21 protein-coding genes are annotated in these 24,237 nt (G+C 69.2%); 9 read left to right on the forward strand and 12 right to left on the reverse strand.

The features are described 5' to 3' along the window. Nucleotide 1 precedes the first annotated feature (1 nt). The 6 genes from AC07NB_RS04585 to AC07NB_RS04610 all read right to left on the reverse strand — a co-directional run bounded on the left by AC07NB_RS04585 (nucleotide 2) and on the right by AC07NB_RS04610 (nucleotide 4,725). Nucleotides 2–1,699: a hypothetical protein gene (locus AC07NB_RS04585; protein WP_494572510.1), complete on the reverse strand. Its 1,698-nt coding sequence runs from the start codon at nucleotides 1,697–1,699 to the stop codon at nucleotides 2–4. 67 nt (nucleotides 1,700–1,766) lie between these two features. Beyond that, the gene (locus tag AC07NB_RS04590; RefSeq protein ID WP_291836882.1) at nucleotides 1,767–2,045 is read right to left on the reverse strand and encodes a peptidase inhibitor I78; all 279 of its coding nucleotides are present in this window, start codon (nucleotides 2,043–2,045) and stop codon (nucleotides 1,767–1,769) included. Beyond that, entirely contained in the window at nucleotides 2,036–2,326 is a 291-nt protein-coding gene (locus AC07NB_RS04595) for an I78 family peptidase inhibitor (protein ID WP_494572511.1), read from the reverse strand. The genes AC07NB_RS04590 and AC07NB_RS04595 overlap by 10 nt, the downstream gene beginning before the upstream one ends. A 26-nt stretch (nucleotides 2,327–2,352) precedes the next feature. After that, on the reverse strand, nucleotides 2,353–2,712 hold the full coding sequence (locus AC07NB_RS04600) for a hypothetical protein (protein ID WP_291836878.1): 360 nt from the start codon (nucleotides 2,710–2,712) through the stop codon (nucleotides 2,353–2,355). Then, the gene (locus AC07NB_RS04605; RefSeq protein WP_494572512.1) at nucleotides 2,670–3,128 is read right to left on the reverse strand and encodes a DNA polymerase III subunit chi; all 459 of its coding nucleotides are present in this window, start codon (nucleotides 3,126–3,128) and stop codon (nucleotides 2,670–2,672) included. Before AC07NB_RS04605 ends, AC07NB_RS04600 begins: the two co-directional genes overlap by 43 nt. Nucleotides 3,129–3,249: 121 nt before the next feature. Beyond that, nucleotides 3,250–4,725 carry a leucyl aminopeptidase gene (locus tag AC07NB_RS04610; RefSeq protein WP_291836875.1) on the reverse strand — a complete coding sequence of 492 codons (1,476 nt, stop codon included), beginning with the start codon at nucleotides 4,723–4,725 and terminating at the stop codon, nucleotides 3,250–3,252. A 178-nt stretch (nucleotides 4,726–4,903) separates the two neighbouring features. Between AC07NB_RS04610 and AC07NB_RS04615 the strand changes: the two genes are divergently transcribed. The 6 genes from AC07NB_RS04615 (at nucleotide 4,904) to rsmA (ending at nucleotide 12,918) form a co-directional block, all read left to right on the forward strand. Beyond that, entirely contained in the window at nucleotides 4,904–5,992 is a 1,089-nt protein-coding gene (locus tag AC07NB_RS04615) for an LptF/LptG family permease (RefSeq protein ID WP_291836873.1), read from the forward strand. After that, the gene (lptG, locus tag AC07NB_RS04620) at nucleotides 5,989–7,119 is read left to right on the forward strand and encodes an LPS export ABC transporter permease LptG (protein WP_291836871.1); all 1,131 of its coding nucleotides are present in this window, start codon (nucleotides 5,989–5,991) and stop codon (nucleotides 7,117–7,119) included. Before AC07NB_RS04615 ends, lptG begins: the two co-directional genes overlap by 4 nt. A 46-nt stretch (nucleotides 7,120–7,165) precedes the next feature. Further along, nucleotides 7,166–9,610, forward strand: coding sequence for an LPS assembly protein LptD (locus tag AC07NB_RS04625; RefSeq protein ID WP_492312910.1), 2,445 nt, complete (start codon nucleotides 7,166–7,168; stop codon nucleotides 9,608–9,610). Between the two features lie 81 nt (nucleotides 9,611–9,691). Beyond that, nucleotides 9,692–11,035, forward strand: coding sequence for a peptidylprolyl isomerase (locus AC07NB_RS04630; protein WP_291837329.1), 1,344 nt, complete (start codon nucleotides 9,692–9,694; stop codon nucleotides 11,033–11,035). Then, nucleotides 11,032–12,036 (forward strand): 4-hydroxythreonine-4-phosphate dehydrogenase PdxA, encoded by a 1,005-nt coding sequence (gene pdxA, locus AC07NB_RS04635; RefSeq protein ID WP_494572513.1) that lies wholly within the window; start codon nucleotides 11,032–11,034, stop codon nucleotides 12,034–12,036. The genes AC07NB_RS04630 and pdxA overlap by 4 nt, the downstream gene beginning before the upstream one ends. A 9-nt stretch (nucleotides 12,037–12,045) precedes the next feature. Next, entirely contained in the window at nucleotides 12,046–12,918 is an 873-nt protein-coding gene (gene rsmA / locus AC07NB_RS04640; protein WP_494572514.1) for a 16S rRNA (adenine(1518)-N(6)/adenine(1519)-N(6))-dimethyltransferase RsmA, read from the forward strand. A 47-nt stretch (nucleotides 12,919–12,965) separates the two neighbouring features. On the opposite strand, the gene AC07NB_RS04645 is transcribed toward rsmA, so the two are convergent. Beyond that, a complete protein-coding gene (locus AC07NB_RS04645) occupies nucleotides 12,966–13,928 on the reverse strand; it encodes a TraB/GumN family protein (protein ID WP_494572515.1) in 963 nt (320 codons plus the stop codon). A 521-nt stretch (nucleotides 13,929–14,449) separates the two neighbouring features. Here AC07NB_RS04645 and AC07NB_RS04650 point away from each other — a divergent pair. Both AC07NB_RS04650 and AC07NB_RS04655 read left to right on the forward strand, forming a co-directional pair. Then, nucleotides 14,450–15,949, forward strand: coding sequence for an ATPase domain-containing protein (locus AC07NB_RS04650; RefSeq protein WP_492312906.1), 1,500 nt, complete (start codon nucleotides 14,450–14,452; stop codon nucleotides 15,947–15,949). Between the two features lie 32 nt (nucleotides 15,950–15,981). Beyond that, on the forward strand, nucleotides 15,982–17,643 hold the full coding sequence (locus AC07NB_RS04655; protein ID WP_494572516.1) for a response regulator: 1,662 nt from the start codon (nucleotides 15,982–15,984) through the stop codon (nucleotides 17,641–17,643). A 3-nt stretch (nucleotides 17,644–17,646) separates the two neighbouring features. On the opposite strand, the gene gmk is transcribed toward AC07NB_RS04655, so the two are convergent. From gmk to AC07NB_RS04680, 5 genes are all read right to left on the reverse strand, one after another. Further along, the gene (gmk, locus tag AC07NB_RS04660; RefSeq protein ID WP_492312905.1) at nucleotides 17,647–18,288 is read right to left on the reverse strand and encodes a guanylate kinase; all 642 of its coding nucleotides are present in this window, start codon (nucleotides 18,286–18,288) and stop codon (nucleotides 17,647–17,649) included. After that, on the reverse strand, nucleotides 18,278–19,144 hold the full coding sequence (locus AC07NB_RS04665) for a YicC/YloC family endoribonuclease (RefSeq protein WP_494572529.1): 867 nt from the start codon (nucleotides 19,142–19,144) through the stop codon (nucleotides 18,278–18,280). The genes gmk and AC07NB_RS04665 overlap by 11 nt, the downstream gene beginning before the upstream one ends. Before the next feature lie 14 nt (nucleotides 19,145–19,158). Then, on the reverse strand, nucleotides 19,159–20,298 hold the full coding sequence (gene mltG / locus AC07NB_RS04670; protein ID WP_291837032.1) for an endolytic transglycosylase MltG: 1,140 nt from the start codon (nucleotides 20,296–20,298) through the stop codon (nucleotides 19,159–19,161). Continuing rightward, on the reverse strand, nucleotides 20,299–21,579 hold the full coding sequence (gene fabF, locus AC07NB_RS04675) for a beta-ketoacyl-ACP synthase II (RefSeq protein ID WP_492312903.1): 1,281 nt from the start codon (nucleotides 21,577–21,579) through the stop codon (nucleotides 20,299–20,301). Between the two features lie 102 nt (nucleotides 21,580–21,681). Then, a complete protein-coding gene (locus AC07NB_RS04680; protein ID WP_494572517.1) occupies nucleotides 21,682–22,572 on the reverse strand; it encodes a dihydrodipicolinate synthase family protein in 891 nt (296 codons plus the stop codon). 183 nt (nucleotides 22,573–22,755) lie between these two features. Between AC07NB_RS04680 and AC07NB_RS04685 the strand changes: the two genes are divergently transcribed. After that, nucleotides 22,756–24,234 (forward strand): S41 family peptidase, encoded by a 1,479-nt coding sequence (locus tag AC07NB_RS04685; RefSeq protein ID WP_494572518.1) that lies wholly within the window; start codon nucleotides 22,756–22,758, stop codon nucleotides 24,232–24,234. Nucleotides 24,235–24,237: the final 3 nt, after the last annotated feature.

Here is a 24,237-nt window from a genome sequence, read left to right on the forward strand (position 1 = left end):
CTCAGGCCAGCTTCAGGTCCATGGCGCCGCCGATCCATTCGACCTGCGCGCGGCGGAGGGCTTCGGCCGCCGCCGCCGTGTCGCCCAGCGCCGCCTCGGCCCGCGACAGCACGAAGTAGCTGTAGGGGTCGTTCGGCCAGTCCTCGAGCAGCTCCAGCACCTTTGCTTTGGCCCCGGCGGCGTCGCCGCCGGCCAGCAGGGCGGCGGCCAGGCTGCGGCGGGTCGGATACCAGATGGCGGGCGGATCGCCGCCCTCGTCGCCCTGCGCCTGGATCTCGGCCGCGCGGGTGAAGGCCGCCACGGCGGCGTCCGCGTTGCCCTCGAGCATGGCGGCCCGGCCTTCCAGGACCCGCTGGGACAGTTCGGTGAAGTCGTTGCGCCGCTTGGCCATCGGCCCGGCCTTGAAGCTGTCGGCCTCGCGGATCGCCTTGATCGCCTCGGCCTCGGCGCGGACGGCCGCGGCGTCGCCGGCCCGCGCCGCCGCCTCGCCCCGGGCGTAGCGCCAGCTGACGCGCAGCATCGGACGGTCGGCGCCGGGCTCTTTCAGCGCCGTCACCTGCTCCGGCGTCCCGAAGCGGCCGTAGATGGCGTAGGCGTTGTTGGCCACGATCTGGCGCCAGACGTTGGTCGCCTCGATGTCCGGATAGGTGGCCAGGAACCAGTCGGCCAGCAGCAACCCCTGCTCGCCCCCGCCCGCCATCAGGGCGCCGCCCATGCCGAAATGGATGTTGTGCCCGTGCAGCGGCATGCCGGGCACGCCGCCGGGCGGCCGCGCCAGCCCGTCGTAACGCCGATCCAGCGCCACGGCGTTGACGTTGGACATCATGGCGTCGCGGTAGCGTCCCACCCGGTAGAAGGTGTGCGACGGCATATGCACCAGATGGCTGGCGCCCGGCGCCAGGGCGGCCAGCCGTTCGCCATACGGGATCGCCTTGTGCGGATCGTCTGACCATTCGGTCAGGTGGATGTAGAGGTGGATGGCGCCGGGATCGTCGGGCGCGAAGGCCAGCGTCTGCTCCAGAATGCCGAGGGCGCGGGTGATGGCCGGATCCGCGGCCTTGCCGTCCTCGTCCCACCAGCGGTCGGCCTTCAACATCCAGGCGTCGGCGGTGATGGCCGCAACGGTGACGTCCTGCGGATTGCGGCGGGCGATGCGGTCCATCGCCTGGGCGAAGCGGCGCTCGCGGGTGGCCTTGGCGCCGGAATAGCGCTGCACCAGGGCGTCGATCATCTGGCGCTGCATCGGCGTGGCGCGGCGGGCCATGCGGCGGGCGTCGCGCGCGGCCTTCAGCGCCGCCGCCTGGCTCTCGTCGTCATTGCCGCCGCCGTTCAGGTTCGGCCCCAGGGCCCAGGCCTCGCCCCAGGCGCACATGGCGCAGGTGGGATCCAGCAGCCGCGCCTTCCTGAAGGCTCGCGCCGATTCCTTGTGCTCGAACGCCCAGCGCAGACGAACGCCGTGGTTGAACCAGGCCTGGGCCTCGGGATTGACCGTCTCGATGGCGAAGCCGCCGGTCCCGAAGCCGTCGACCATGACCATGTCGGCCACCGGCGTGCCGGACAGGGCCGAGGTCGCCGGTCCGCAGACCTGCGGCCGCTCGATGGCGTCGCGCACCGCCCTGTCCGCGGTCGCATCGGCCACGGCCGCCGGGCCGAACATCATCGCGCCCAGCGTCGCGCCCGCCAGCAGAATGCGTTTCATGGTCGTCTCCCCGTTCCACGCATCCTGACGGGTCGAACCGGCTTCGCCAAGCCGGGCGGGGGAGCGCCTATCCGCAGTCGACGCTCTTGATGATCCCCGTCGCCTCGTCGAAGCGGATGTTCAGCCGGTCGGGCCGGTGGTCGAAGGTCACGGCGCAGGTGGTGCAGACGATGCGCACATTGGCCCCGGCCGCATAGTCCACCGCGCCGACATGCTTGCCGATCAGCGAGCGGGCGTTGGCGGCGTCGCAGCGCTGCGGGGCACCGGGTCCGGTGGGCGGCGTGACCGGAGCGCACGCTCCGGCCAGCACCGTTACGGCGGCGACCGCCGCCGCGGTCAGCCGCATTTGACCTCGCGGATCACGCCGCTGGCCTGATCGAACACGATGTTCAGACGGCTCTGGTTGTAATCCATGGTCATCGCGCAGGTGGAGCAGACCACCCGCCAGGTCTCGCCCGCCGGAGCCGCCGGCAGCTGCGACCGGTTGGTCCCCACCAGCCGCTGGTACTGGTCGGCCTTGCAGGCGCGCGGACCGTCCATCGGCGGGGTCGCGGGATCGCTCCCGCTGGTCGGCGCGCAGGCGGACAGCAGTCCGGCGGCGGCCAGGCTCAGCATCAGGATTCTCATCGGCGTCTCTCCCTTGGAAATTCGGTTCAGCCGCAACGGACCTGTTCGACGATCTGGGTCCGCTCGTTGAAGAAGATGTTCAGGCGGTAAGGCGAAAAGTCCTCGGTCACCGGACAGGTGGTGCAGGTCACGCGCCGGTTCACCACGTCGACCGGGACGGGAATGTCCGTCTTCGGCTTGCCCACGAGGTACTGCAGATCGCCGGCACGGCACAGGTCTGCCGTGGGGTTCTGCGGGTTGCGGCTGCCGACCGGCTGGTTCAGTTGCGCCGCCTCGACCGCACGCGCCGCCGGAACGTCGCCGGCCGGCGTCGACGAACAGGCCGCCAGCAGGGCGACAGCGATCAGGCCGCCTTTTCCCAGCGTCCCTCGGGCGACTGTTTCCAATAGGCCAGGTTGGCCCCGGCGTCCTTCAACGCCTTCCATCGCCCCCGCGCGCCGGTCAGCGACGCCTCGTCGCGTCCGTCGAAGATGATGAAGCATCGTTCCAGGCCCTTCGTATCGCCAAGCTCTGCGTCGTCCAGGATGAACAGCGCCTGAGCGGCGTTCGGGTTCTCAAGCGATTCGGTCAGGATCACCGGCTGCCGGTCCGCGTTCGGCTCCGACGCCCTGCCGTGGGCCAGAAAGCTGTCGTCCCGGTAGGTCCACAGGTGATCGTCGATATCGTCCAGCAGGCCCGGGCTGGACGCGCGCACGACGGCCTTCCAGCCCCGCTCGCGCGTCTTCTCCAGCAGCCCGGGCAGCACCTGCCCCAGGCTCGACCGCTCGAGGTGGTAGAACCAGATTTCAGGACCCGTGGTCATGTCGGCCAGAATGACGAAACCCCGCCCGCTTATCCAGTGACAGCGGACGGGGTCGTCGAGTTTGAAGAGAATATGAGCCGAGCGCCCCCTCCCCGTCGCCGGGGCAGGGTCACGGCGAGGTTCAGGACTCGTACGAGTCCTTCACCATCCGGTCGAGGGTGCGCACGCCCCAGCCGACGGCGCCGTCCGGCACGGTCGGGTTGCGGCTGTCCTTGACCCAGGCGGTCGGCGCGATGTCGATGTGCGCCCACGGCGTACCGTTGGTGAAGCGCTGCAGGAACAGGGCTGCGGTGATCGAGCCGCCGGCGCGACCGTTGCCGGTGTTCTTCACATCGGCGATCGGGGTGTCGATGTGACGCTCGTAGAAGGCCGGGATCGGCATCCGCCAGGCGTTCTCGCCGACCTTGGGACCGGCGGCCAGGAAGTTGTTCGCCAGCTCGTCCGAGTTGGAGAAGACGCCGGCGTATTCCAGGCCCAGAGCCACGATCATGGCGCCCGTGAGGGTGGCCAGATCCAGCATGAATTTCGGCTTGAAGCGCTCCTGGGTGTACCAGAGGCAGTCCGCCAGAACGAGGCGGCCCTCGGCGTCGGTGTTGAGCACCTCGACCGTCTGGCCCGACAGCGACACGACCACGTCGCCCGGACGCTGGGCGTTGCCGTCCGGCATGTTCTCGACCAGGCCGATGACGCCGATGGCGTTGACCTTGGCCTTGCGGCCCGCCAGCGCGTGCATGAGCCCGACCACGGCGGCCGAGCCGCCCATGTCCCACTTCATGTCTTCCATGCCGTCGGCCGGCTTGAGGGAGATGCCGCCGGTGTCGAAGCAGACGCCCTTGCCCACGAAGGCGATCGGCTGTTCACCCTTGGCGCCGCCGTTCCACTTCATGATGACGACCTGGCTGTCGCGCACGCTGCCCTGGCCGACGGCCAGCAGGGTGCGGAAGCCCAGCTTCTCAAGCTCCTTCTCGCCCAGAACCTCGACCTCCAGGCCCAGCTTCTCCAGCGCCTTGACGCGCTTGGCGTACTCTTCCGGGTACAGGACGTTGGCCGGTTCGGCGACCAGGTCGCGCGCGAACTCGACCGCCCCGGCCACGGCCGAATAGGTTTCATAGGCGGCCTGCGCGGCCTTCACGTCGGCGGCGACGACCTTGATCGTCTCGATCGACGGGGTCTTCTCCGGCTTCAGCGTGGTGCGGTATTTCAGGAAGCGGTAGGCGGCCAGACGGGCGGCGAAGGCCGCGCGGGCGGCCTGGTCGGCCGACAGGTAGCTGACGTCGATGGTGATCGAGGCCGCGCCCGACAGCTTCACCGCGTGATAAGCGGCGCCGGCGGCGGCTTCCAGCGCCAGGTCGTCGAACTTGGCGGGATCACCCGCGCCCGTCAGGACGATGGTCCCGGCGCTCACGCCCGCGGGGGCGGCGACGATCAGGGTGCTGTTCGATCCGCCGGTGAAGCGGCTGGCCGTCATGGCCTTCGTCAGGGCGCCGGAGGTGGCGTTATCCACAGCTTGGCCATTGCCCGCGAAGGCGCGCCCATCGTGGACGAGAACGGCCAAAACCTCGGCGGCGTCGGCCGAGGCGACGAATTCGATCTTCATTTACTGCTCCCGCCGGGATGTACGCCCCGGTCTTGTGCGAGTGGGATTGTTCGCGCGGTTTCACCGGTGCAAACGGGTGTGTATTAGATGCTCTCCCTCGCCGCCGGCTGCAACGGGCGATTTCCGTTCCCTTATGACGTTGATCCAAGGCTACCTTTTCCGGCAGATCGGCCGCCCCGTGTTGGCTGCGTGCGCCGCGCTGGCCGGAATCGGCATTCTTAGCCAGAGCCTCGACCAACTGGAGTTCATCGTCGAACGCGGCCAGAGCGTCTGGGTGATGGTCAAGCTGACCCTGCTGGCGCTGCCACAGCTGCTGGCCGTCATCATTCCCATCGGCCTGTTCGTCGGCGCCCTGACGGCCCTGACCCGCCTGCAGCGCGAGCAGGAGCTGACCGCGGTCTTCGCCTCGGGCGTGACGCGCTGGCAGGCGATCCGGCCCGCCGTGCGGCTGGCGGTCATCGCCGCCGTACTGACCCTGTTCATCACCACGGTGGCCCAGCCCTGGGCCCAACGGCAGGCGCGCAACGAGACCTTCGCCGTCCGCACCGACCTGGCCGCCCTGCTGGTCGAGGAGGGCCGCTTCGTCCAGGGGCCCAAGGGCCTGACCGTCTATGTGCAGCAGATTGAGCAGAACGGCCTGCTCAAGAACCTGTTCGTCTATGTCCAGGACGGCGACAAGACGACGACCTGGGACGCCGCCGAGGCCCGCTTCAGCCGTATCGACGGCCAGCCCTACCTGACCCTTCTGAACGGATCCTGGCAGCGGTTCTCGTCCCGCGGGGTGCTGGAGTATCTGTCGTTCGGCCGTCAGGACCTGCCGCTCGCGCAATATATCGATGTGAACGAGACCGTCCGGTACAAGCCGTCCGACCTCTATCTGCCCCAGCTGTTCAATCCGTCTCCGCGCGATCTCGAACGCGTCGGATCCGCGGGCCAACTGGCCGCCGAGGGCCACTCGCGCCTGTCCGCGCCCCTGTATGCGCTGGCCGCCATGGCCATGGCCCTGGCCGCGCTGATGGGCGGTTCGTTCAGCCGCACCGGCTACGGCCTGCGCATCGCCAAGGCCGCCGCGGCCTTCCTGATCGTCCGCATCATCGGCTACGGCGTCGTCGCCGCCAGCGCCTGGAACGGCTGGCTCAACATTCTGCAGTATCTTCTGCCCATCCTCGCCACGGCCATCGCCCTTCGCGTCCTGTTCCGGGCGCTCAAGCCGCGCCGCCGGCGCCGCTGGCCGGTGCTGGACCGGCTGAAGGCGAGGTTCGCATGACCAGCCGCACCTCCCTGCGCGCGCCCTGGCTGCGCCTCGGCCGCATCGAACGCTACATCCTGGTCCAGCAGGCCCGCGCCCTGGCCATCGCGCTGGGGGTCATCGCGGCCCTGATCATGCTTATCGACTTCGTCGAGATTTCGCGCGGCGTCGGGTCCGATGTGGATCTGTCGGGCCTGCGCATCCTCGGGCTGATGCTGCTGAAGTCGCCGCAGGTGATCATCCAGCTGCTCCCCTTCGTCTTCCTGTTCGGCACCCTGGCGGCCTTCGTCGGCCTGAACCGGCGCAGCGAGCTGATCGCGATGCGGGCGGCCGGGGTCTCCGCCTGGCGCTTCGTCCTGCCCGCGGCCGGCGCGGCCTTCCTGTTCGGCGTCCTGACGGTGACGGCGCTGGGACCCGCGGCGTCGGCCGCCGACGGCCTGTTCCAGCGCGAACGCAGCCGCCTGTCCGGGTCCGTCGCCGGATCGAGCGCGCCCGAAGCCGTCTGGATCCGCGAAGGCGACGACAGCCGCCAGATGGTCATCCGCGCCGACCGGCAGGACCGCGCGGGCGGCCGCCTGCTGGGCGTGACCTTCTTCATCTACACCAACGACGGGGAGGGCCTGCGCAGCTTCTCCGAGCGAATCGACGCCGCTTCGGCCTCGCTCAGCGCCGGGCGCTGGCGCCTGATCGACGCGGTCGGGGCCCAGATCGGCCAGCGCGCCGTGCGCTACGCCACCCTCGACCTGCCCTCCAGCCTGGCCGACGAAGAGGCCTTCGAGCGCTTCGCCCGCCCGCAGTCGACGCCCTTCTGGTCCCTTCCGGCCCAGATCGCCCGGGTCAAGAACGCAGGTTTCTCGGCCACCGCCTACGACCTGCGCCTGCAGCAGCTTCTGGCGACTCCGCTGATGTTCGCGGCCATGTCGATTCTCGCCGCCGCCTTCTCGCTGAGGCTGATGCGGCTGGGCGATCTGGCCCGCATGAGCGCCGCCGCCGTCGTGCTGGGATTCGGCTTCTTCTTCGTCAACCAGGCCGCCTCCGCCTTCGGTTCGGCCGAGGTCATCCCGCCGTGGCTCGCCGCCTGGCTGCCGCCGTTGTTGACGGCGCTCGCCGCGTTCACCTTGCTGTTCTATACCGAGGACGGCTAAGCGATCCGTCGCCCCCCTGCCCGGCCTTTTCTTGAAGTGAGCTTGCATGCAGCGTGACCGCCGCTGGCCCCGTACCGCAGTCCTGCGCCGCCGGCTCCTCGCCGGGGCGGGCGCGGTGGCGCTGGCCGCCTCGGGCGGCGCGGCCTTCGCCCAGCAGGCCCCCGCTCCGCAGCCGACCCAGCAGCCCGGCCCCGACGGCCTGATCCCTGACGCCATCTATATCGAATCCGATTCGACCACGCGGACCGGCGACGTCATCACCGCCACCGGCAGCCCGGAGCGGGTGCTGGCCCGGTTCCGCAACACCACCGTGCGGGCCGGCGAGATCAGCTACGACCTGAAACTCGGCGTCGGCAGCGCGCGCGACCGGGTCGAGTTCACCGACCCCGACGGCAACATCGTCTACGCCAGCCAGCTGCAGATGGATTCGGACCTGCGCGCGGGCGTCGCCGTCGATTTCGCCACCCGCTTCCGCAACGGGGCCAGCCTGATGGCGGCCACGGCGGTGCGCCGCAGCCAGAACGTCAACGAGCTCAACTACGCCATCTTCACCCCCTGCCCGATCTGCGACGCCGAGGGGAACACCAAACAGCCCAGCATCTCGATCCAGGCCGAGAAGGTCGTCCAGGACGAAGCCCTGCGCGCCATCCTGTACCGCAACGCCGTGTTCCGGATCGGCGGAGTGCCGGTCTTCTACCTGCCCGTCTTCTCGCACCCCGACCCCACGGTCGACCGCGCCTCGGGCTTCCTGGTCCCGATCCCCAGCTATGACGAAGGCCGGGGCGTCAGCGTCGAGGTTCCCTATCTGCAGGTCATATCGCCGTCCGAAGACTGGCTGATCAGCCCGCAGTTCAACACCGACGTCGCACCGTTCGTGAACCTGCAATGGCGCCGCCGCTTCGCTGACGGCACGCTGGTCCTGCGCGGCGGCTACACCTACGAGCGCAATTTCGGCAATTTCGACCTCGACGGCGACGGGACCGTCGAGAACGACGTGCGCTTCGGCGACCTGACCAGCCGCAGCTACTTCCTGGGCTACGGCGCCTTCGACCCGGCGGGTCCTTGGCGGTGGGGCTTCACGGCCGAGCGCACCTCGGACAAGACCCTGTTCGACCGCTACGACGTCCGCTCGCCCTATCAGGACAACGGTCTCTACTACGGCGACGAACGCCGCCTGATCTCGCAGATCTACGCCGAGCATCAGACCGAGCGGTCCTACCTGTCCATCGCCGCCTTCTCGATCCAGAGCCTGCGGGTGAAGGAATTCAGCCTCATCACGCCGGCGCTGAACGTGTTCGAGAGCGACGGCGACCTGCCCTATGTGGCGCCGCTGATCGAAGCCCGGTGGGAGCCTGACGGTCCGGTGCTGGGCGGGCGCCTGCGCCTGCGCGGTTCGGCCGTGTCCCTGTCGCGCGACGACTATATCGGCAGCCCGGTCCTGCGCCCCGGCGTCATCCCGGCCGGCCCGACCCTCGGCTATCCCGGCGTCGACAGCCGCCGGATCTCCGGCCAGGCCGAATGGCGCCGGGTCCTGATCTCGCCGATCGGCCTGCGCTGGGAGCCCTTCGTCGACGTGCGCGCCGATGTCTATTCGGTCAGCGACCTGCCGCCGGTGCTGGGCATCGAGGGCGACACCATCAGCCGGACCCGCGCCACCGTGGGGCTGGACGTCTCCTATCCGCTGATCCGCCGCCTGGGGCCGGGCGCCGACCTGATCATCGAGCCGATGGCCCAGCTGTCGATGTCGACCGATCCCGACCTCGACGTCCGCATTCCCAACGAGGACAGCGCGACCGTGGAGCTGGATGAAAGCTCGCTGTTCCGGATCGACCGCTTCCCCGGCTACGACCTGGTGGAGGGCGGCCTGCGCCTGACCACCGGCGCCAAGGCCACCGTGCGCTGGGGCGACAGCCGCCAGGCCAGCCTGTTCGTCGGCCGCAGCTTCCGGGACGGCGAACAGACGGAATTCCTGGTCCCGGTGCCGGACGCGCCGACCCGCCTCTATGACCCCACCGGTCTGTCGGCCGATACCTCGGACTGGGTCGTGCAGGGCAGCTTCTCGCCGTCGGACCGCATTCGCGGCTGGGGCCACGCCACCGTCGATTCCTCAGGCGACATCCGCCGCGCCGAACTGGCCGTCGACGGGCGCTGGGGCCTGCGCAACCAGGGGACGATGAGCTACGTCGTCGATCGCTCCAACCCCCTCGCGGGACCCGAGAACCGGAACTACGAATTCGTTCAGGTCGCGGGGCAGCAGTTCGTCTACGGCAACTGGGGGGTGGCCGCCGCAGGCGTCGCCGATCTGGAGCGCAACATCATCACCCGGTCCGAAGTCGGCCTGCTGTTTGACGACGATTGCTTCCGTTTCGAGATCGGGTGGCGCCGCGACAACACGAGCGTACGGCCGAGCGGACCGTCCGAGGGCATCTATATCCGCCTAAACCTCGCCACTTTCGGCGGTACAGGTTATGGACAGGGCGACGGGCGCTGACCGACGCGCGACTCGGGCTGCGCGAAGCGTGCAATTCCCGCGGTCGAACCGGACGGCGCCGCTTGAGGAACCAGGACTGACATGCGTTTGCAGCGTTATTTGACGGGCGTGGCTTTGGCCGCCCTGCTGGCCGGTTCGGCCGTGGCCCAGACCGCTCCGGGACAGGCCCCCGCCGCCGCGGGCACGCTGAATCCAGCGGCCGAGCAGGCTCCGCCGGCCGCTCCGGCCGCCGCGCCGCAGTTCCAGCTCGCCGACGGCATTCTGGTCACGGTCAACGACAGCGTCATCACCGGCTTCGATCTGCGCCAGCGCATGCTGCTGCTGATCGCCATGACCCAGGTGCAGCCGACCGCCGAAAACCTTCCGGCGATCCAGCAGCAGGCCATGAGCGTCCTGATCGACGAACGCCTGCAGAATCAGGAACTGGCCAAGTACGAGGACCTGAAGGTCCCCGACGCGGACGTGGACTCCGAGATCGCGGACATGGCGCGGGAAGTCGGCACCACGCCCGAAAACTACCTCCAGTATCTGGCCCAGGGCGGCATCCGCACCTCGACCTTCCGTGACCAGCTTCGCACCCAGATCGGCTGGTCCCGGCTGGTCGGCGGTCGTTTCCAGAGCCGCGCCCGCGCCAGCCGCGCCGCCATCGACGCGGCCCTGCGTCAGGTCAACGAGGCCGCGGCCAAGAAGCAGTATCTGATCGGCGAGATCTACATCGAGGCCAGCCGCGTCGGCGGTCAGCAGGCCGCGCTCAACGGCGCCAACCAGCTGGTGGCCCAGATGGTCCAGGGCGCGCCCTTCCAGAACGTCGCCCAGCAGTTTTCGGCCGCTCCGTCGGCCACCCGCGGCGGCGACGCCGGCTGGGTCGTTGAAGGCACCGTCCAGCCCGCCCTGCAGCAGGCGCTCGACCAGCTGGACGCCGGACAGCTGTCGCGTCCCATCCCGGTCGAGGGCGGCGTCTACATCATCTACATGCGTGACAAGCGCGACGGCGCCTCGACCAGCCTGGTCGCCATGAAGCAGATCATGATCGAACTGCCGGAAACGGCGTCGGAGGCCGACGTGGCCGCCGCGACGCAACGGCTGGAGGCCATCCGCGGCCAGCTGACCTGCGACAACATCCAGGCCCGGGCGAGCTCGGAACAGGGTCTGCTGGGCTCCGATCTGGGCGAATCCGATGTCCAGAACCTGGCGCCGCAGTTCCAGCAGGTCGCCCGCTCGGCCGAGATCGGCACGATCAGCTCGCCGGTGCGCACCCCGCTGGGCGTTCACCTGCTGGCCGTCTGCGGCCGTCGCGTGGGCGGCAGCGAGGCGCCTGACGCCCGCACGGTCGAGAACCAGATCTTCCGCCAGAACATCGCCACCCTGGGCCGCCGCTACATGCGCGACCTGCGCAACGACGCCCTGATCGAGTACAAGCAGTGACCACGGCGCCCGCGCCGCTGGCTCTCTCGATGGGAGAACCGGCGGGCGTGGGGCCCGAGATCATCGCGCGCGCCTGGGCCGCCCTGCGCGAGACGGGGCCGGCCTTCGCCGTCATCGGCGACGCCGCCCTGCTGCGGGCGCAGGGGCAGCCGGTCCAGTCCATTCCACACATCAGCGAGGCCGCCGCCGTCTTCGCTCGCGCCGTCCCGGTGCTGGACCAGCCCCTGCCCGCTCCGGTCAGCCCCGGCCGGCCCGAGCCCGCCAACGCCGGTCCCGTCGCCGACTGGATCGAGCAGGCGGTCAACCTGGCCCTGTCCGGCGAAGCCTCGGGCGTGGTCACCGCCCCCATCGCCAAGGCGCCGCTGTACGCCGCCGGCTTCCGGTTCCCCGGCCACACCGAGTTCATCGCCGAGTTGACCGCCGACGCGCCCTACGCCGGCACGCGCGGCCCGGTCATGATGCTGACGGCGGCCGACCTTCGCGTCTGCCTGGTGACGATCCACGTGCCCCTGGCCGAGGCGCCCGAGCTGGTCACCGCCGAACGCATCCTGCGCACCGCGCGGGTGGTCCACGAGTCGATGAAGCGCGACTTCGGCATCGCCCGCCCGCGCCTGGCCGTCGCCGCCCTGAACCCGCACGCGGGCGAAGGCGGCGCCCTGGGGCTGCAGGAGATCGAGGTCATCGCCCCGGCGATCCAGATCCTGCGGGCCGAGGGGATGGACGTGGCCGGCCCCCTGCCCGCCGACACCATGTTCCATGACGAGGCCCGCGCCGCCTATGACGCAGCCATCTGCATGTATCACGACCAGGCCCTGATCCCGGTGAAGACGCTGGACTTCTGGGGCGGGGTGAATGCGACGCTGGGCCTGCCCGTCGTCCGCACCTCTCCCGATCACGGCACCGGCTTCGAGATCGCCGGCAAGGGCGTCGCCCGCGCCGACAGCCTGATCGCCGCCATCCGCCTCGCCGGAATGATGGCGGCGGCGCGCGCGGCGGGCTAAGCAGCGTCCGTGACCGCCGACCTTTCCATTCGCGAACACCTCGACGCGCACGGCCTCGCGGCGAAGAAGAGCTTCGGCCAGCATTTCCTGCTCGACCTGAATGTGACGCGCAAGATCGTGCGGCTGGCCGGACCGTTCGAGGGCCGCGCGGTGATCGAGGTCGGGCCAGGGCCCGGCGGCCTGACCCGCGCCCTGCTGGAGAGCGACGCCGGCAAGGTGGTGCTGGTCGAGAAGGACCCGCGCTTCATCCCCCTGCTGACCGAACTGGAAGACGGCGACGGCCGCCTGACGATCGTCGAGGCCGATGCGCTGAAGGTGAAGGAGGCCGAGCTGGTCGAAGGCCCCGCCCACCTGGTCTCCAACCTGCCCTACAACGTGGGCACGCCGCTGCTGATCAAATGGCTGACCGGGCCCTGGACGCCGCTGTCCCTGACCCTGATGTTCCAGAAGGAGGTCGCCGAGCGCGTGGTGGCGAAGCCCGGCGAGGACGCCTACGGCCGGCTGGCGGTGATCTCGCAGGCCGTGGCGGAAGCCAAGCTGGTCATGCACCTGCCCGCCGCCGCCTTCACCCCGCCGCCCAAGGTCGCCAGCGCCGTGGTGCATCTGGTCCCCAGGGCTGATCGCCCCGACGCCGCCCTGCTGAAGGCGCTGGAACGGGTCACCGCCGCCGCCTTCGGCCAGCGCCGCAAGATGCTGCGCTCCAGCCTGAAGCCGCTGGGCGGCGCCGACCTGTGCGAAGCCGCCGGCATCAGCCCCGAGGACCGCGCCGAGGTCATCGACCTGGACGGCTTCCTGCGCCTGGCCCGCGCCGCCTCCGGACAGACGCAACTGACACCGCCGACGGACGGCGGCGCCACGCTGGCGCGGCGCAAACGCGCCTAGGCGAAAGGGCCGCTCGTACCGGAACGGCCCCGCCCTGACGTCCGCTCCTATTCGCGCGTCACGGTCACACCGCGCGCGGCCAGCATCTCCTGCACGCTGTCGTCGCCAGCCAGGTGTCCCGCTCCCACGGCGATGAAGCTGACGCCCGAACCCTTGAGCAGGGTCTCGATCTGACCGGCCCAGTCGGCATTGCGGCGGGCCAGGAAGGTCTGGTGCGTCTCTTCCGAAATCGCACGACCGTTCTCCAGCGCGAACTCCGCCAGGGCGGTCTCGTCCCCCGCGATCCAGCCGGCGACGAGGCGATCGAGATCGCCCGCGACGGCGTTCCAGGTCTTCAGATAGTGACGCAGATAGACCTTCTGATTGTCGTCGCTCATCAGCGCGAGGCCGCGCATCTGCTGGCCCACCGTCTCGAGGCCTTGGATCGGCTTGCCCGCCGCCACGGCCCGGGCGCGCAGGTTCAGTTCGACGCCGAGCGCCGGATCAAAGCCCGCCGCGGTCAACGGACCGGTGGCGATCATCAGGGCGGCGAACCACGGACGGAATGGATCGATCTGCGCGGGCTCAATGCCGGTGGCGCGCACGGCGGCGTCGAGCGCCGTCTTCTCCTCGGGGGTCAGCCAGCTGGACAGCGGCTGGCCGGGCTGGACACCGTACTGTCGGATCAACGGCCCCAGTTCGCTCTGGTCGTTCGGATCGGCAATCTCGAGCCAGAGGTCCGAGGCGCTGTCGAAGGCGGCGTCAACCTTGTCCGAGCCCCAGGCCGTGCCCGGCTTCAGCATGTGGACCGTGCCGTACAGATAAATGGTCGAATCCGCGTCGCGAATGACCCAGAGGGGCGGACCGTCGCCGGCGGCGCGGGCGATGGGCGGCGGAGCGGCGGCCTGCGCCTCGGTCGCATGGGCGTCGCCGGCGAACAGCACGGCGCAGGCGGCCAGGCTCAGGGCGATGCCGGCGGCGGTGGATTCAAGGCGCGAGGCGGCGCGCCCCAGAACGGCCTGGAGAGTCATGGTCGATATCCTTTTGAGGAAGGCTGCATCCGGGGCCGCGGAATGCGGCGCCGGCGAGAACCGGTCGGCGACCGGTCGGGATCAGAGGGCGAAGACGGTCTCGACCGAGGGGTCGGCGCGTCCGGTCATGACAAGCTCCTATGTCTTTGTGACAAGCAACCTTTACGTCCGAGGCCGCAGCGACGTCAAGCATCTTTTACATTCAGACAATGAAACTTTCCATAGGGCCGACGGAGGCCGCCCGCCAGCCAGCAAAAAGGGCCGCCCCTTCCGGAGCGGCCCTTCCATTGTTCAGCCTGTCGGCTGGATCAGGCGCGAACCCCCGAGAGGGCGTAAGTCGCGTTCATCCGGGCCGTATACGGCGTGAGACAATGAGACATTCGACACCTCCTTTCGATTGTTGAAAAAGCAGACTCGATTTGGGGATCGCTCCCATACTTTCAAGACGTTCGCAAAAATCGTCCGCATGTAACCAAGTCCTCGTCGGCGCGTTACGGCCCAGCTAACTCATGAGGAGAGTGATGGTCGACCATAGCGCCGACGGGTCTACGCAAGCCGCATTCGGCCTTCAGGGCCTCGACGACATCCTGGCCGGAGGGCTGGAGCGCGATCGCGTCTACCTGCTCGAAGGCGCGCCGGGCACCGGCAAGACCACCGCAGCCATGAGCTTCTTGCTGGAAGGCGCCCGCCTCGGAGAGGGCGTCCTCTACATCACCCTGTCCGAAACGGAGGATGAGCTCCGCGCGACCGCGCGTTCGCACGGCTGGTCGCTGGACGGCATGGACATTTTCGAACTCGTGCCGCCCGAGAGCCTTCTCGACGAGCAGCAGCAGCAGAGCCTGCTCTATTCGTCCGACCTGGAACTGGGCGAGACCACCCGGATGATCTTCGAAGCCGTGGAGGCCAGGAAGCCCCGGCGCGTGGTGATCGACAGTCTCTCGGAAATCCGGCTGTTGGCGCAAAGCTCGCTTCGCTACCGCCGCCAGGTCCTGGCGTTGAAGCACTACTTCGCCAAGAACAGCGCCACCGTTCTGCTGCTCGATGACCTGACCACCGAGATCAATGACAAGACAGTGCACAGCGTGGCGCACGGCGTGATCCAGCTGCAGGAACTGGCCCCCGAATACGGCGCCGAGCGCCGCCGGGTCCGGGTCATCAAATATCGCGGCCGACGCTTCCGGGGCGGCTACCACGACTTCACCATCAAGACCGGCGGGCTCGAGGTCTACCCGCGCATCATCGCGTCCGAGCATCGCACCACCTTCGACCGCACGCCGGTGTCCAGCGGCGTCACCGAACTCGATGCGCTTCTGGGCGGCGGGGTGGAACGGGGGTCCAGCGCCTTGATTCTCGGCCCCGCCGGCACCGGAAAATCCCTCTTCGCGATCAACTTCGCCATGGCCGCAGTCCATCGTGGCGAGCGCGCCGCCCTGTTCATCTTCGACGAGGAACTGGGCCTTCTGTTCGACCGGATGAAGCAGCTAGGCATCGAACTTGAAGTCATGCGCGATGAGGGCCGGCTGATCATCGAGCAGATCGACGCGGCCGAACTCTCGCCGGGCGAGTTCGCCGCCCGGGTCCGGCGTTGCGTGTCGGACCAGAAGATTCAGACCGTCGTGATCGACAGCCTGAACGGCTATCAGGCGGCCATGCCGCAGGAGCAGTTCCTGGTCCTGCACATCCACGAGCTGCTGCAGTATCTCAACCGCCAGGGCGCCTCGACCTTCCTGACCGTCGCCCAACACGGGCTGGTGGGGGAAATGAAGGCGCCGGTCGACGTCACCTACCTCGCCGACACGGTAATCCTGCTTCGTTATTTCGAGGCCCTGGGCAATGTCCGCCGCGCGGTCTCGGTCATCAAGAAACGGTCCGGCCGCCACGAGAAGACCATTCGCGAGTACAATATCGGTGAAGACGGGCTGACCTTGGGCGAGCCCCTGACCGGGTTCCAGGGCGTCCTGCGCGGCGTTCCGAACTTCGTCGGTCAGGGCAGCGGCCTGCTGGGCGAATCCGCTGCATGAGTGGTGGCGGCGACCTTTCCCAAAGAGCCCTGGTGCTCGCGCCCAACGGGCGCGACGGGGCCATCGCCGCCGCGATCCTGGAAGAGGCCGGAGTGCCGGCCGTCGCCTGTCCCGATCTCGCGACGCTTCAGCAGCGCATGGAGGAAGGCGCGGGCCTGGCGGTCATCGCCGACGAGGCCCTGCGCAACAGCGACATCGCCCCGCTGTCCGGCTGGGTCGACCGGCAACCCTCGTGGTCGGACTTTCCCTTCCTGCTGCTGACCCAGCGCGGCGGCAGCGTCGAGCGCAATCCGGCGGCCCGGCGATTGTCGGAGGCGCTCGGCAACGTCAGCTTCCTGGAGCGCCCTTTCCACCCCACCACCCTCGTCAGCGCCGTGCGCACCGCGCTGCGAGGGCGACTGAGACAGTATGAGGCGCGCGAGCTTATCGCCGCCATCCGTCAGGGCGAGGCCCTGCTGGAGCGTCGGGTCGCTGAACGCACGGTCGAACTTGAGGCCGCGAACAGGCAACTGGCCTCGCAGATCACGGAGCGTGAAAAAGTCGAGACCGCCCTGCGTCAGGCGCAACGGCTGGAAGCGGTCGGCCAGCTGACCTCGGGCGTCGCCCATGACTTCAACAACCTGCTGACCGTCGTCATCGGCAATGTGGAGCAGATGCAGAAGCGGGTCAGCGATCCGGCCCTGATCCGTCGCCTGGACATGATGGGCGAAGCGTCCCGGCGCGGCGCCCGCCTGACCGCGCAGATGCTGGCCTTCTCGCGGCGTCAGAAGCTTGAGCCTCGCGCCGTCGATCTCAACGACACGGTCCGGAGCATGAGGGATTTGCTCCAGAGCACCATCGGCGGCAGCGTCCAGATCCTCGAGCCCGAACTGGCCGAGAGCCTCTGGCCGGCCATGATCGACCCGACCCAGCTCGAGCTGGTGATCCTGAACCTGGCCATCAACGCCCGCGACGCCATGAATGTCGGCGGCACCCTGCTGATCCGGACGGAGAATGTGGAGACTACCGCCTCGACATCTCCGGAAGCGCCCCCGGCGGGACAGTTCGTCATGGTCTCGGTGACCGACAACGGCTCCGGCATGACCGACGAGGTGCTGGCCCGGGCGTTCGAGCCCTTTTTCACGACCAAGGACGTCGGAAAGGGTTCGGGCCTGGGGCTCAGCCAGGTCTTCGGGCTCGCCAAACAGTCCGGCGGCGGCGTCGCCATCGAAACGGCGGTGGGCCAAGGCACGACCATCAAGATCTTCCTGCCACGCGCCGATTCCGCCCCGGTCCCCAGCGTGTCCCGATACCTGGACCTGACCGCGGCCCATGCCGACCACGTCGTCATTCTGGTCGTCGATGACGACGAGGCCGTGCGCGAGGTGACCTCGGGCTATCTGGAAGACCTCGGCTACACCGCTATCGAAGCGGGCAGCGGCGGCGCGGCGCTGGAGATTTTCGAGCATCGCGAGGACATCGACGCCGTGGTTCTGGACTTCGCCATGCCCGGTCTCAACGGCGCGGACCTCGCTCGAGAGATGCAGAGCCGCCGTCCCGGCGTGCCAATCCTGTTCGCCACCGGCTACGCCGACGCCGACGCCCTCGCCTCGGCGCCGGAAGATAGACTGATCCTCAAGCCGTTCGAACAGGCGGAACTGGCCGAGAAACTGTCGAACATGCTGGTGACGCCCAGCCAGGCCGTCAGCGCCTGAGGCTCAAACCGCCTCGTTGAGCAGGGCGTCCTTGTAGGCCTCGACCCAGGTGTTGCGGCCGCGCTTGCTGCGTTCGGCGTGGTAGATATGCGCCAGTTCCGCATAGGACCGGTCGAAGTCGTCGTTGACGAAGACGTAGTCGAACTGGCCGCAGTGCTCGATCTCGCCCTTGGCGTTCTGGATGCGGCGCTCGATGACTTCCTCGGCGTCCTGCGAGCGGGTCACCAGGCGGCGGCGCAGCTCTTCCAGGCTCGGCGGCAGGATGAAGACGCGGACGGCGTCGCCGGGGCATTTCTCGGCGATGTCGCGGGCGCCCTGCCAGTCGATGTCGAACAGCACGTCGCGGCCCTCCGCCAGGGCGCGGTCGATGGGGCCGCGCGGGCTGCCGTAGCGGGCGCCGTGGACGTCGGCCCACTCCAGGAAGGCGTCGGCGTCGATCAGGCGCTGGAACTCGGCGTCGTCGACGAAGTGGTAGTCGCGGTCCGCGACCTCGCCCGGACGGATGCCGCGCGTGGTCATCGAGACCGACAGCTCCAGCCCCTTGTGGTCCGCCATCAGCCGGCGGCAGAGCGACGTCTTGCCGGCGCCCGAGGGGCTGGCGACGATCAGGAGGACACCCCGACGGGGCGTACGTTCATTCGACATTCTGGACCTGTTCGCGGAGCTGTTCGATCACCGCCTTCAGCTCAAGGCCGATTCCGGTGAGCGGCGTGGTAGCCGATTTCGAGCAGAGGGTGTTCGCCTCCCTCATGAATTCCTGCATCAGGAAGTCGAGTTTCCGCCCGGCGGGGGGTTGCTGCAACAGGGTGCGGGCCGAGGCGACGTGGGCGGCCAGCCGGTCCAGCTCCTCGCGCACGTCCGCCTTGGTCGCCAGGGCGGCGGCTTCCAGGAAGATGCGGTCCTCCAGCCCCGGAGCGTCGGGAGCCAGTTCGGTGATGCGGCGGGTGAACCGCTCGCGGATGGCCGCCACCTGGGCGCCGGCCTCGGTCTCGGCCTCGGTGACGAGGGTCTCGATGCGGTCGATGAAGCCGGTGATGACCGGGGCGAGCTGTTCGCCCTCCCGCTCGCGTGACAGCTTCAGGGCGTCGATGGCGGCGTCGATGCTGGCGGCGATCTTCGCCTCCACCGCCGCGCGGGCCTCGGCGTCGTCGGCCTCCTCAGGGGCCTCCAGCACGCCGCGCAGGCTGAGCAGGCCGTCGGCCGAAGGGGGCGTGGCGCCGTCCTCGGCCAGCTGATTGGCCAGCTGCAGATAGCGGGCCAGGATGTCCTCGTTGACCTTCAGCGCGGCGGCGCCGGGCTCGGCCCGTTTGGCCTGCACGCCCAGGGTGACCTGACCCCGGTTGAGGCGCGCCTGACCCGAAGCCTTGGCCAGACGTTCCAGATTGTCGAAGCCCGGGGGGCCGCGGAAACGGACCTCCAGATTGCGGCCGTTGACCGAGCGGGCCTCGACCGACCAGCTCCAATCCCCCTCCGCCCCATCGGCGCGGCCGAAGCCGGTCATTCCGGAAAGGCGGCTCACTGAGCGGCCGCCGGTTGCTGGGGCACGCGGATCACCTGGGCGCCGGGCGGGACCTCGACGCCCGGAGGCAGGCCGTTGGGCGTGGCGTGCGGCAGGACGGGCGCCGCCGGTTCGGGCGGCAGGCCCTGACGGCGGCGTTCGATGGCGCGCCAGCGGGCGACATTGGCCAGATGCTCGTCATAGGTCCGGGCGAAGGCGTGTCCGCCGCTGCCGTCGGCGACGAAGAACAGGTCGCCGCTCTGTGGCGGGTTCAGCACCGCCGCGATGGCGTCACGGCCCGGATTGGCGATGGGCGTCGGAGGCAGGCCGTCGATCTGGTAGGTGTTCCAGTCGGTGTGCTGGTCGATCTCGGACCGGCGCAGGCCGCGGCCCAGCGGACGGCCCTTGGTGATGCCGTAGACGATGGTCGGGTCGCTCTCCAGCCGCATGCCGGCTCGCAGACGGTTCGAGAACACCGCCGCGACACGGGGCCGTTCGGCCGCGACGCCGGTCTCCTTCTCGACGATGGAGGCCAGGATCAGCGCCTCTTCCGGGGTGCGGACCACGCTGTTGGGACCGCGCGTGGCCCACAGCCGGGTCATGTTGTCGTCGTGCGCCCGCTGCATGCGCGCGATCACCGAGGCCCGGGTCTCGCCGCGCGACACCTCATAGGTGTCGGGCCACAGACTGCCCTCCTCGGGCACGGCGTCCACGGCGCCGTCGAGGATCGGCTGACGCATCAGGATGTCGACCGCCTGGGCCGAGCTCCAGCCTTCGGGCAGGGTCACGTAGTGGCGCACCACCTTGCCCGAGACCAGCAGGGTCAGGACCGAGCGCAGCGAGGCCCTGGACGGCACCTCATACTCTCCCGCGCGCAGGCGGCGGTCGGCGCCGGTCAGGCTGGCGGCGGCCTTGAACATGTCGGTCGAGCGGATCACCCCCGCCGCCTTCAGATTGGCGGCGATGGCGCTGACCCCGGCCCCGCTGGGCAGGGTCACGACGGTCGTATCCCCTTCCCGCGCCGTCGGCCCGGGGGCGTAGAAGACGCTCCACGCCGCCACCAGGGCCGCGATCAGGAACAGGCTGAAGGTCGCCGAGGCGGCCAGGAAGGCCGTCTTGCGGCCCGGTGATCCCTTCTCCACCCCCCGACGGAACACTCAGGACACCTTCTTGAAGATGACCGAGGCGTTGGTGCCGCCGAAGCCGAAGCTGTTGGACATGGCGACATCGATCTTCATCGGCTTGCCCTTGTGCGGCACCAGGTCGATGGGCGTCTCCATCTCCGGATTGTCCAGGTTGATGGTCGGCGGCGCGATCTGGTCGCGGATGGCCAGCACCGAGAAGATGCTCTCGATGGCGCCCGCGGCGCCCAGCAGGTGGCCGGTCATCGACTTGGTCGAGGACACCGCCAGATCCTTGGCGTGATCGCCGACCAGACCCTCGATGGCCTTCAGCTCGATCCAGTCCGCCATGGTCGAGGTGCCGTGGGCGTTGACGTAGTCGAGGTCCGAGGGCTGCAGGCCCGCGCGCTTCAGCGCCGCCTTCATGGCCCGCAGGCCGCCCTCCCCGTCCTCGGACGGGGCTGTAATGTGATAGGCGTCGCCGCTCATGCCATAGCCCACGACCTCGGCGTAGATCTTCGCGCCGCGCGCCTTGGCGTGCTCGTACTCCTCCAGCACCATGATGCCGGCGCCTTCGCCCATGATGAAGCCGGCGTGGTCCTTGTCGTAGGGACGGCTGGCCTTCTCGGGCGTGTCGTTGAAGGCGGTGCACAGCGCTTTACACGCCAGGAAGCCGGCGATGCCGATCGGCACGATGGAGCTTTCCGCCCCGCCCGCGACCATCACGTCGGCGTCGTCCAGCGCGATCATCCGGGCCGCGTCGCCGATGGCGTGCGCGCCGGTGGCGCAGGCCGTCACGACCGAGTGGTTCGGCCCTTTCAGTCCGTGGCGGATCGAGATCTGGCCCGAGGTCAGGTTGATCAGCGACATCGGGATGAAGAAGGGGCTGACCCGGCGCGGGCCCTGTTCCTTCAGGATGATGGCGGTGTCCGCGATGGGACCCAGACCGCCGATGCCCGAGCCGACCATCACCCCGGTCCGCTCTTTCTGCTCGTCGGTTTCCGGCTTCCAGTTCGCGTCGGCCAGCGCCTCGTCGGCCGCGGCGATGGCGTAGACGATGAAATCGTCGACCCGCTTGCGATCCTTGGGCGACATGATCTTCTCATGGTCGAAGACGCCGGGCTCGCCCGCCACGCCGCCGCCGCGCCCGTCCACCGACGGAATCTCGCCGGCGATGGTGCAGCCGTACCCCTCGGTGTCGAACGCCGTGATGGGCCCGATGCCGGACCGGCCTTCCACGATCCCTTTCCAGGTGTGCTCTACACCCCAGCCGAGCGGGGTCAGGAGGCCAAGGCCGGTAACGACGACACGACGCATTCCTGCGTTCCTTCACAGTGAATCTCGCGCAGGACAATAGTGAGGCGAAGGCTGCACCGCTAGGCGGGGAAGGAATTGGTTGACCGGAGCGGTCGCGCGCCGTCAGACGTCGGCGGCTCCGGCAGGCAGGGCCGAGGCCAGCCGTCTCCTCACGTCCTCCATCAGCGGGAGCAGCGGCCGCGGCGGCTGGGCCTCGGTGAGCCCCAGCATGTTCGCTGCGGCATACATCACCCTGAGGCCGCCATGCGCGCGGAACAGGTTCCACAGGCCGGCGAAGTCGGCGTCGCGACGCTCCGCGACCGCGCGATCGCCCCTCATCGCCGCCGCCGCCAAGGCCGCGACAGGCTCCGAAAACAGGCCGGCGGCCACGCTGTACCAGCAGTCCGCTCCCGCCAGCAGCGCCTCCTTGCACCCCCAGTCGCCGCTGTAGCCCACGGACAGGCCCGGCGCCGCCTGGCGGAAAGCCGCCAGGTCCGCCGCCATGTCGCGGGACGACGGGAGGGGAAGCTTGATGGCGGCCACCGCGGGAATCGCCGTCAGTCTCGCGACGAATTCGGGACTAAAAGTGAAGTTCGTGGTTCCCGGGTTGCTGTAGATGCAGAGCGGCAGATCGCTGGCCATGGCCACGGCGACGAAATGCTGGAAGACCTCCTCCTCCGTGAGCGGGTTGTAGCTGACCGGCGCCAGCAGGAGGCACGCGGCCCCTTCCGCGGCCGCGTCGCGCGCAACGGCTTCCGCCTCATCCGTCCGCAGCGCGCCCACCCCCACCATGACAGGGACCGACCCCGCCGCCTCGACGGCCGCCGCCACGGCCCGACGCCGCTCATCGCGGCTGAGGAACATATAGGTCCCCGTGCTGCCCAACAGGCCGATTGAATCGGCCCCGCCCGCCTCGATCCGGCGCACGAGCCGCTGAAGATCGGGGACGATGACGCCGCCCTCCGGCGTCATCGGTGTGATGGGAAAGGCTGAAAGCCCCGAGAACAACGCCATGTTTCACCTCCAGAACGCCGCTCTGGTGAAGCCGGGTTCGCCGCGAGTCTCAAATCAGGCTTGGCTTCGATTTGTGACGACCGAAGTCGACGAAGGCGGGCACCTTCGCCGCGGCATGACCGAAAGTTAAGTAGCCCAGCGACCATCGCCGTTTCACCCTTTGACCTCAGTTGAGGGGCGTTCATGCGACTTGCGATCATAACCATCCTGTTCGGGCTCGGCCTCGCGGCGCCCCAGTCGACCTTGGCCCAGGATGGAACGGAGCCCGCCTCATGGGGCCAGGCCTTGCGCGAGGACGCCAAGGCGTTCCACGACCTGGTCGCCGAAAACCACCCGGGACCGGTCGACGACCAGAACCCGGCCTTCAACGCCTCGCTGGAAGAAGGGCTAACCCTCGCCCTCGACCGCGCTCGCACCGCCGACAGCTATTCCGCCTGGCGCGCCGCGCTGGCCGAGTACGCGGCTGCCTTCAATGACGGCCATCTGGCCCTGAAGGACATCAAGGACAACCCGGCGCCGGCGCCCATCAACTGGCCCGGTTTCCTGGTCGGACTGCGGTCGGCGCCCGGCGGCGATCACTATGAGGTGGCGTTCAATCGCGATCCAGCCGCGCCCCCGGTCGGTGCGGTGCTGGTCTCCTGCGACGGCCGCCCGGCCGAGGCCCTCGCCCAGGAAATGATCGGACGCGAGGCAGGCCGCTGGTCCCTGCGCTCTACGCGGGTCAGCCATGCGGTCTGGAGTCTGGTCGATACGGGCAACCCCTATGTCCGGCGCCCTGAGCGGTGCGACTTCACCGTCAACGGCCGGACCACGCGCCATGCCCTGTCCTGGCGTCCGCTCGACCCCGCCGACCGCGACGCCGGAATCGCAGCCGCGAGCGGCCAGAGGTTCACGGCCTCCACGGCGCTCCGGCCATGGGACGCCGGGCTCTGGATCGAACTGGGCGATTTCGGCGCCGACCCGCGCACGCCCGAAGGCCAGAAGCTGACGGCGTTGCTCGCGGAGGCCGAAACCCGGGTCGCCGATCTGCGCGCCGCCCCCGTCCTGGTCTTCGACCTGCGCGGCAACAACGGCGGATCCTCGACCTGGCTCAGCACCCTGGCGCGGACGATCTGGGGGGCGGACTACGCCGACGCGCACACCGCGGACTCCTCCAGCATCGACTGGCGCGCCTCGCCCGATAACCTGGCCAAGCTGGAAGAGTATCGGACCCAGTTCAGCAGCCAGCCCGACACCCTGGCCTATGTGAACCGGCTCATCGACGGCATGTCGGCGGCGATGGCCGCCGGCAGCCCCCTGTTCCATGAAGCGGACGATGCCGAACCCAAGCGCGGAGCGGCGCCCGCGAACCCGGTCGCGGGGAAGGTCTATGTGCTGACGGACTACGGCTGCGCCTCCGCCTGCCTAGACGCGGTCGACACCCTGACCGCTCTGGGCGCGGTTCAGGTCGGACAGGAGACTTCCGCCGACACCCTGTACATGGAGATCCGCTACGTGCCGCTGCCCAGCGGACGCGCCACCGCCTATGTGCCGATGAAGGTCTATCGGAACCGCGCGCGCGCCAACAACCAGACCGCCGTTCCCCGACACGCCTGGACAGGCGCCCTGACCGACACCGCCGGCCTCGAGCGCTGGATCGCACAGCTGGCCGGCCAGGACTGAGGC

It is taken from the genome of Brevundimonas sp. GW821-FHT09G01 (genome assembly GCF_059416065.1).

Coding starts and splice junctions, on each gene's coding strand:
- AC07NB_RS04685 (WP_494572518.1), top strand. CDS start 22,756: ATGCGACTTGCGATCATAACCATCCTGTTCGGGCTCGGCCTCGCGGCG.
- AC07NB_RS04610 (WP_291836875.1), bottom strand. CDS start 4,725: ATGAAGATCGAATTCGTCGCCTCGGCCGACGCCGCCGAGGTTTTGGCC.
- fabF (WP_492312903.1), bottom strand. CDS start 21,579: ATGCGTCGTGTCGTCGTTACCGGCCTTGGCCTCCTGACCCCGCTCGGC.
- AC07NB_RS04665 (WP_494572529.1), bottom strand. CDS start 19,144: ATGACCGGCTTCGGCCGCGCCGATGGGGCGGAGGGGGATTGGAGCTGG.
- lptG (WP_291836871.1), top strand. CDS start 5,989: ATGACCAGCCGCACCTCCCTGCGCGCGCCCTGGCTGCGCCTCGGCCGC.
- gmk (WP_492312905.1), bottom strand. CDS start 18,288: ATGTCGAATGAACGTACGCCCCGTCGGGGTGTCCTCCTGATCGTCGCC.
- AC07NB_RS04585 (WP_494572510.1), bottom strand. CDS start 1,699: ATGAAACGCATTCTGCTGGCGGGCGCGACGCTGGGCGCGATGATGTTC.
- AC07NB_RS04625 (WP_492312910.1), top strand. CDS start 7,166: ATGCAGCGTGACCGCCGCTGGCCCCGTACCGCAGTCCTGCGCCGCCGG.
- AC07NB_RS04630 (WP_291837329.1), top strand. CDS start 9,692: ATGCGTTTGCAGCGTTATTTGACGGGCGTGGCTTTGGCCGCCCTGCTG.
- AC07NB_RS04650 (WP_492312906.1), top strand. CDS start 14,450: ATGGTCGACCATAGCGCCGACGGGTCTACGCAAGCCGCATTCGGCCTT.
- AC07NB_RS04590 (WP_291836882.1), bottom strand. CDS start 2,045: ATGCGGCTGACCGCGGCGGCGGTCGCCGCCGTAACGGTGCTGGCCGGA.
- AC07NB_RS04680 (WP_494572517.1), bottom strand. CDS start 22,572: ATGGCGTTGTTCTCGGGGCTTTCAGCCTTTCCCATCACACCGATGACG.
- AC07NB_RS04645 (WP_494572515.1), bottom strand. CDS start 13,928: ATGACTCTCCAGGCCGTTCTGGGGCGCGCCGCCTCGCGCCTTGAATCC.
- AC07NB_RS04595 (WP_494572511.1), bottom strand. CDS start 2,326: ATGAGAATCCTGATGCTGAGCCTGGCCGCCGCCGGACTGCTGTCCGCC.
- AC07NB_RS04605 (WP_494572512.1), bottom strand. CDS start 3,128: ATGACCACGGGTCCTGAAATCTGGTTCTACCACCTCGAGCGGTCGAGC.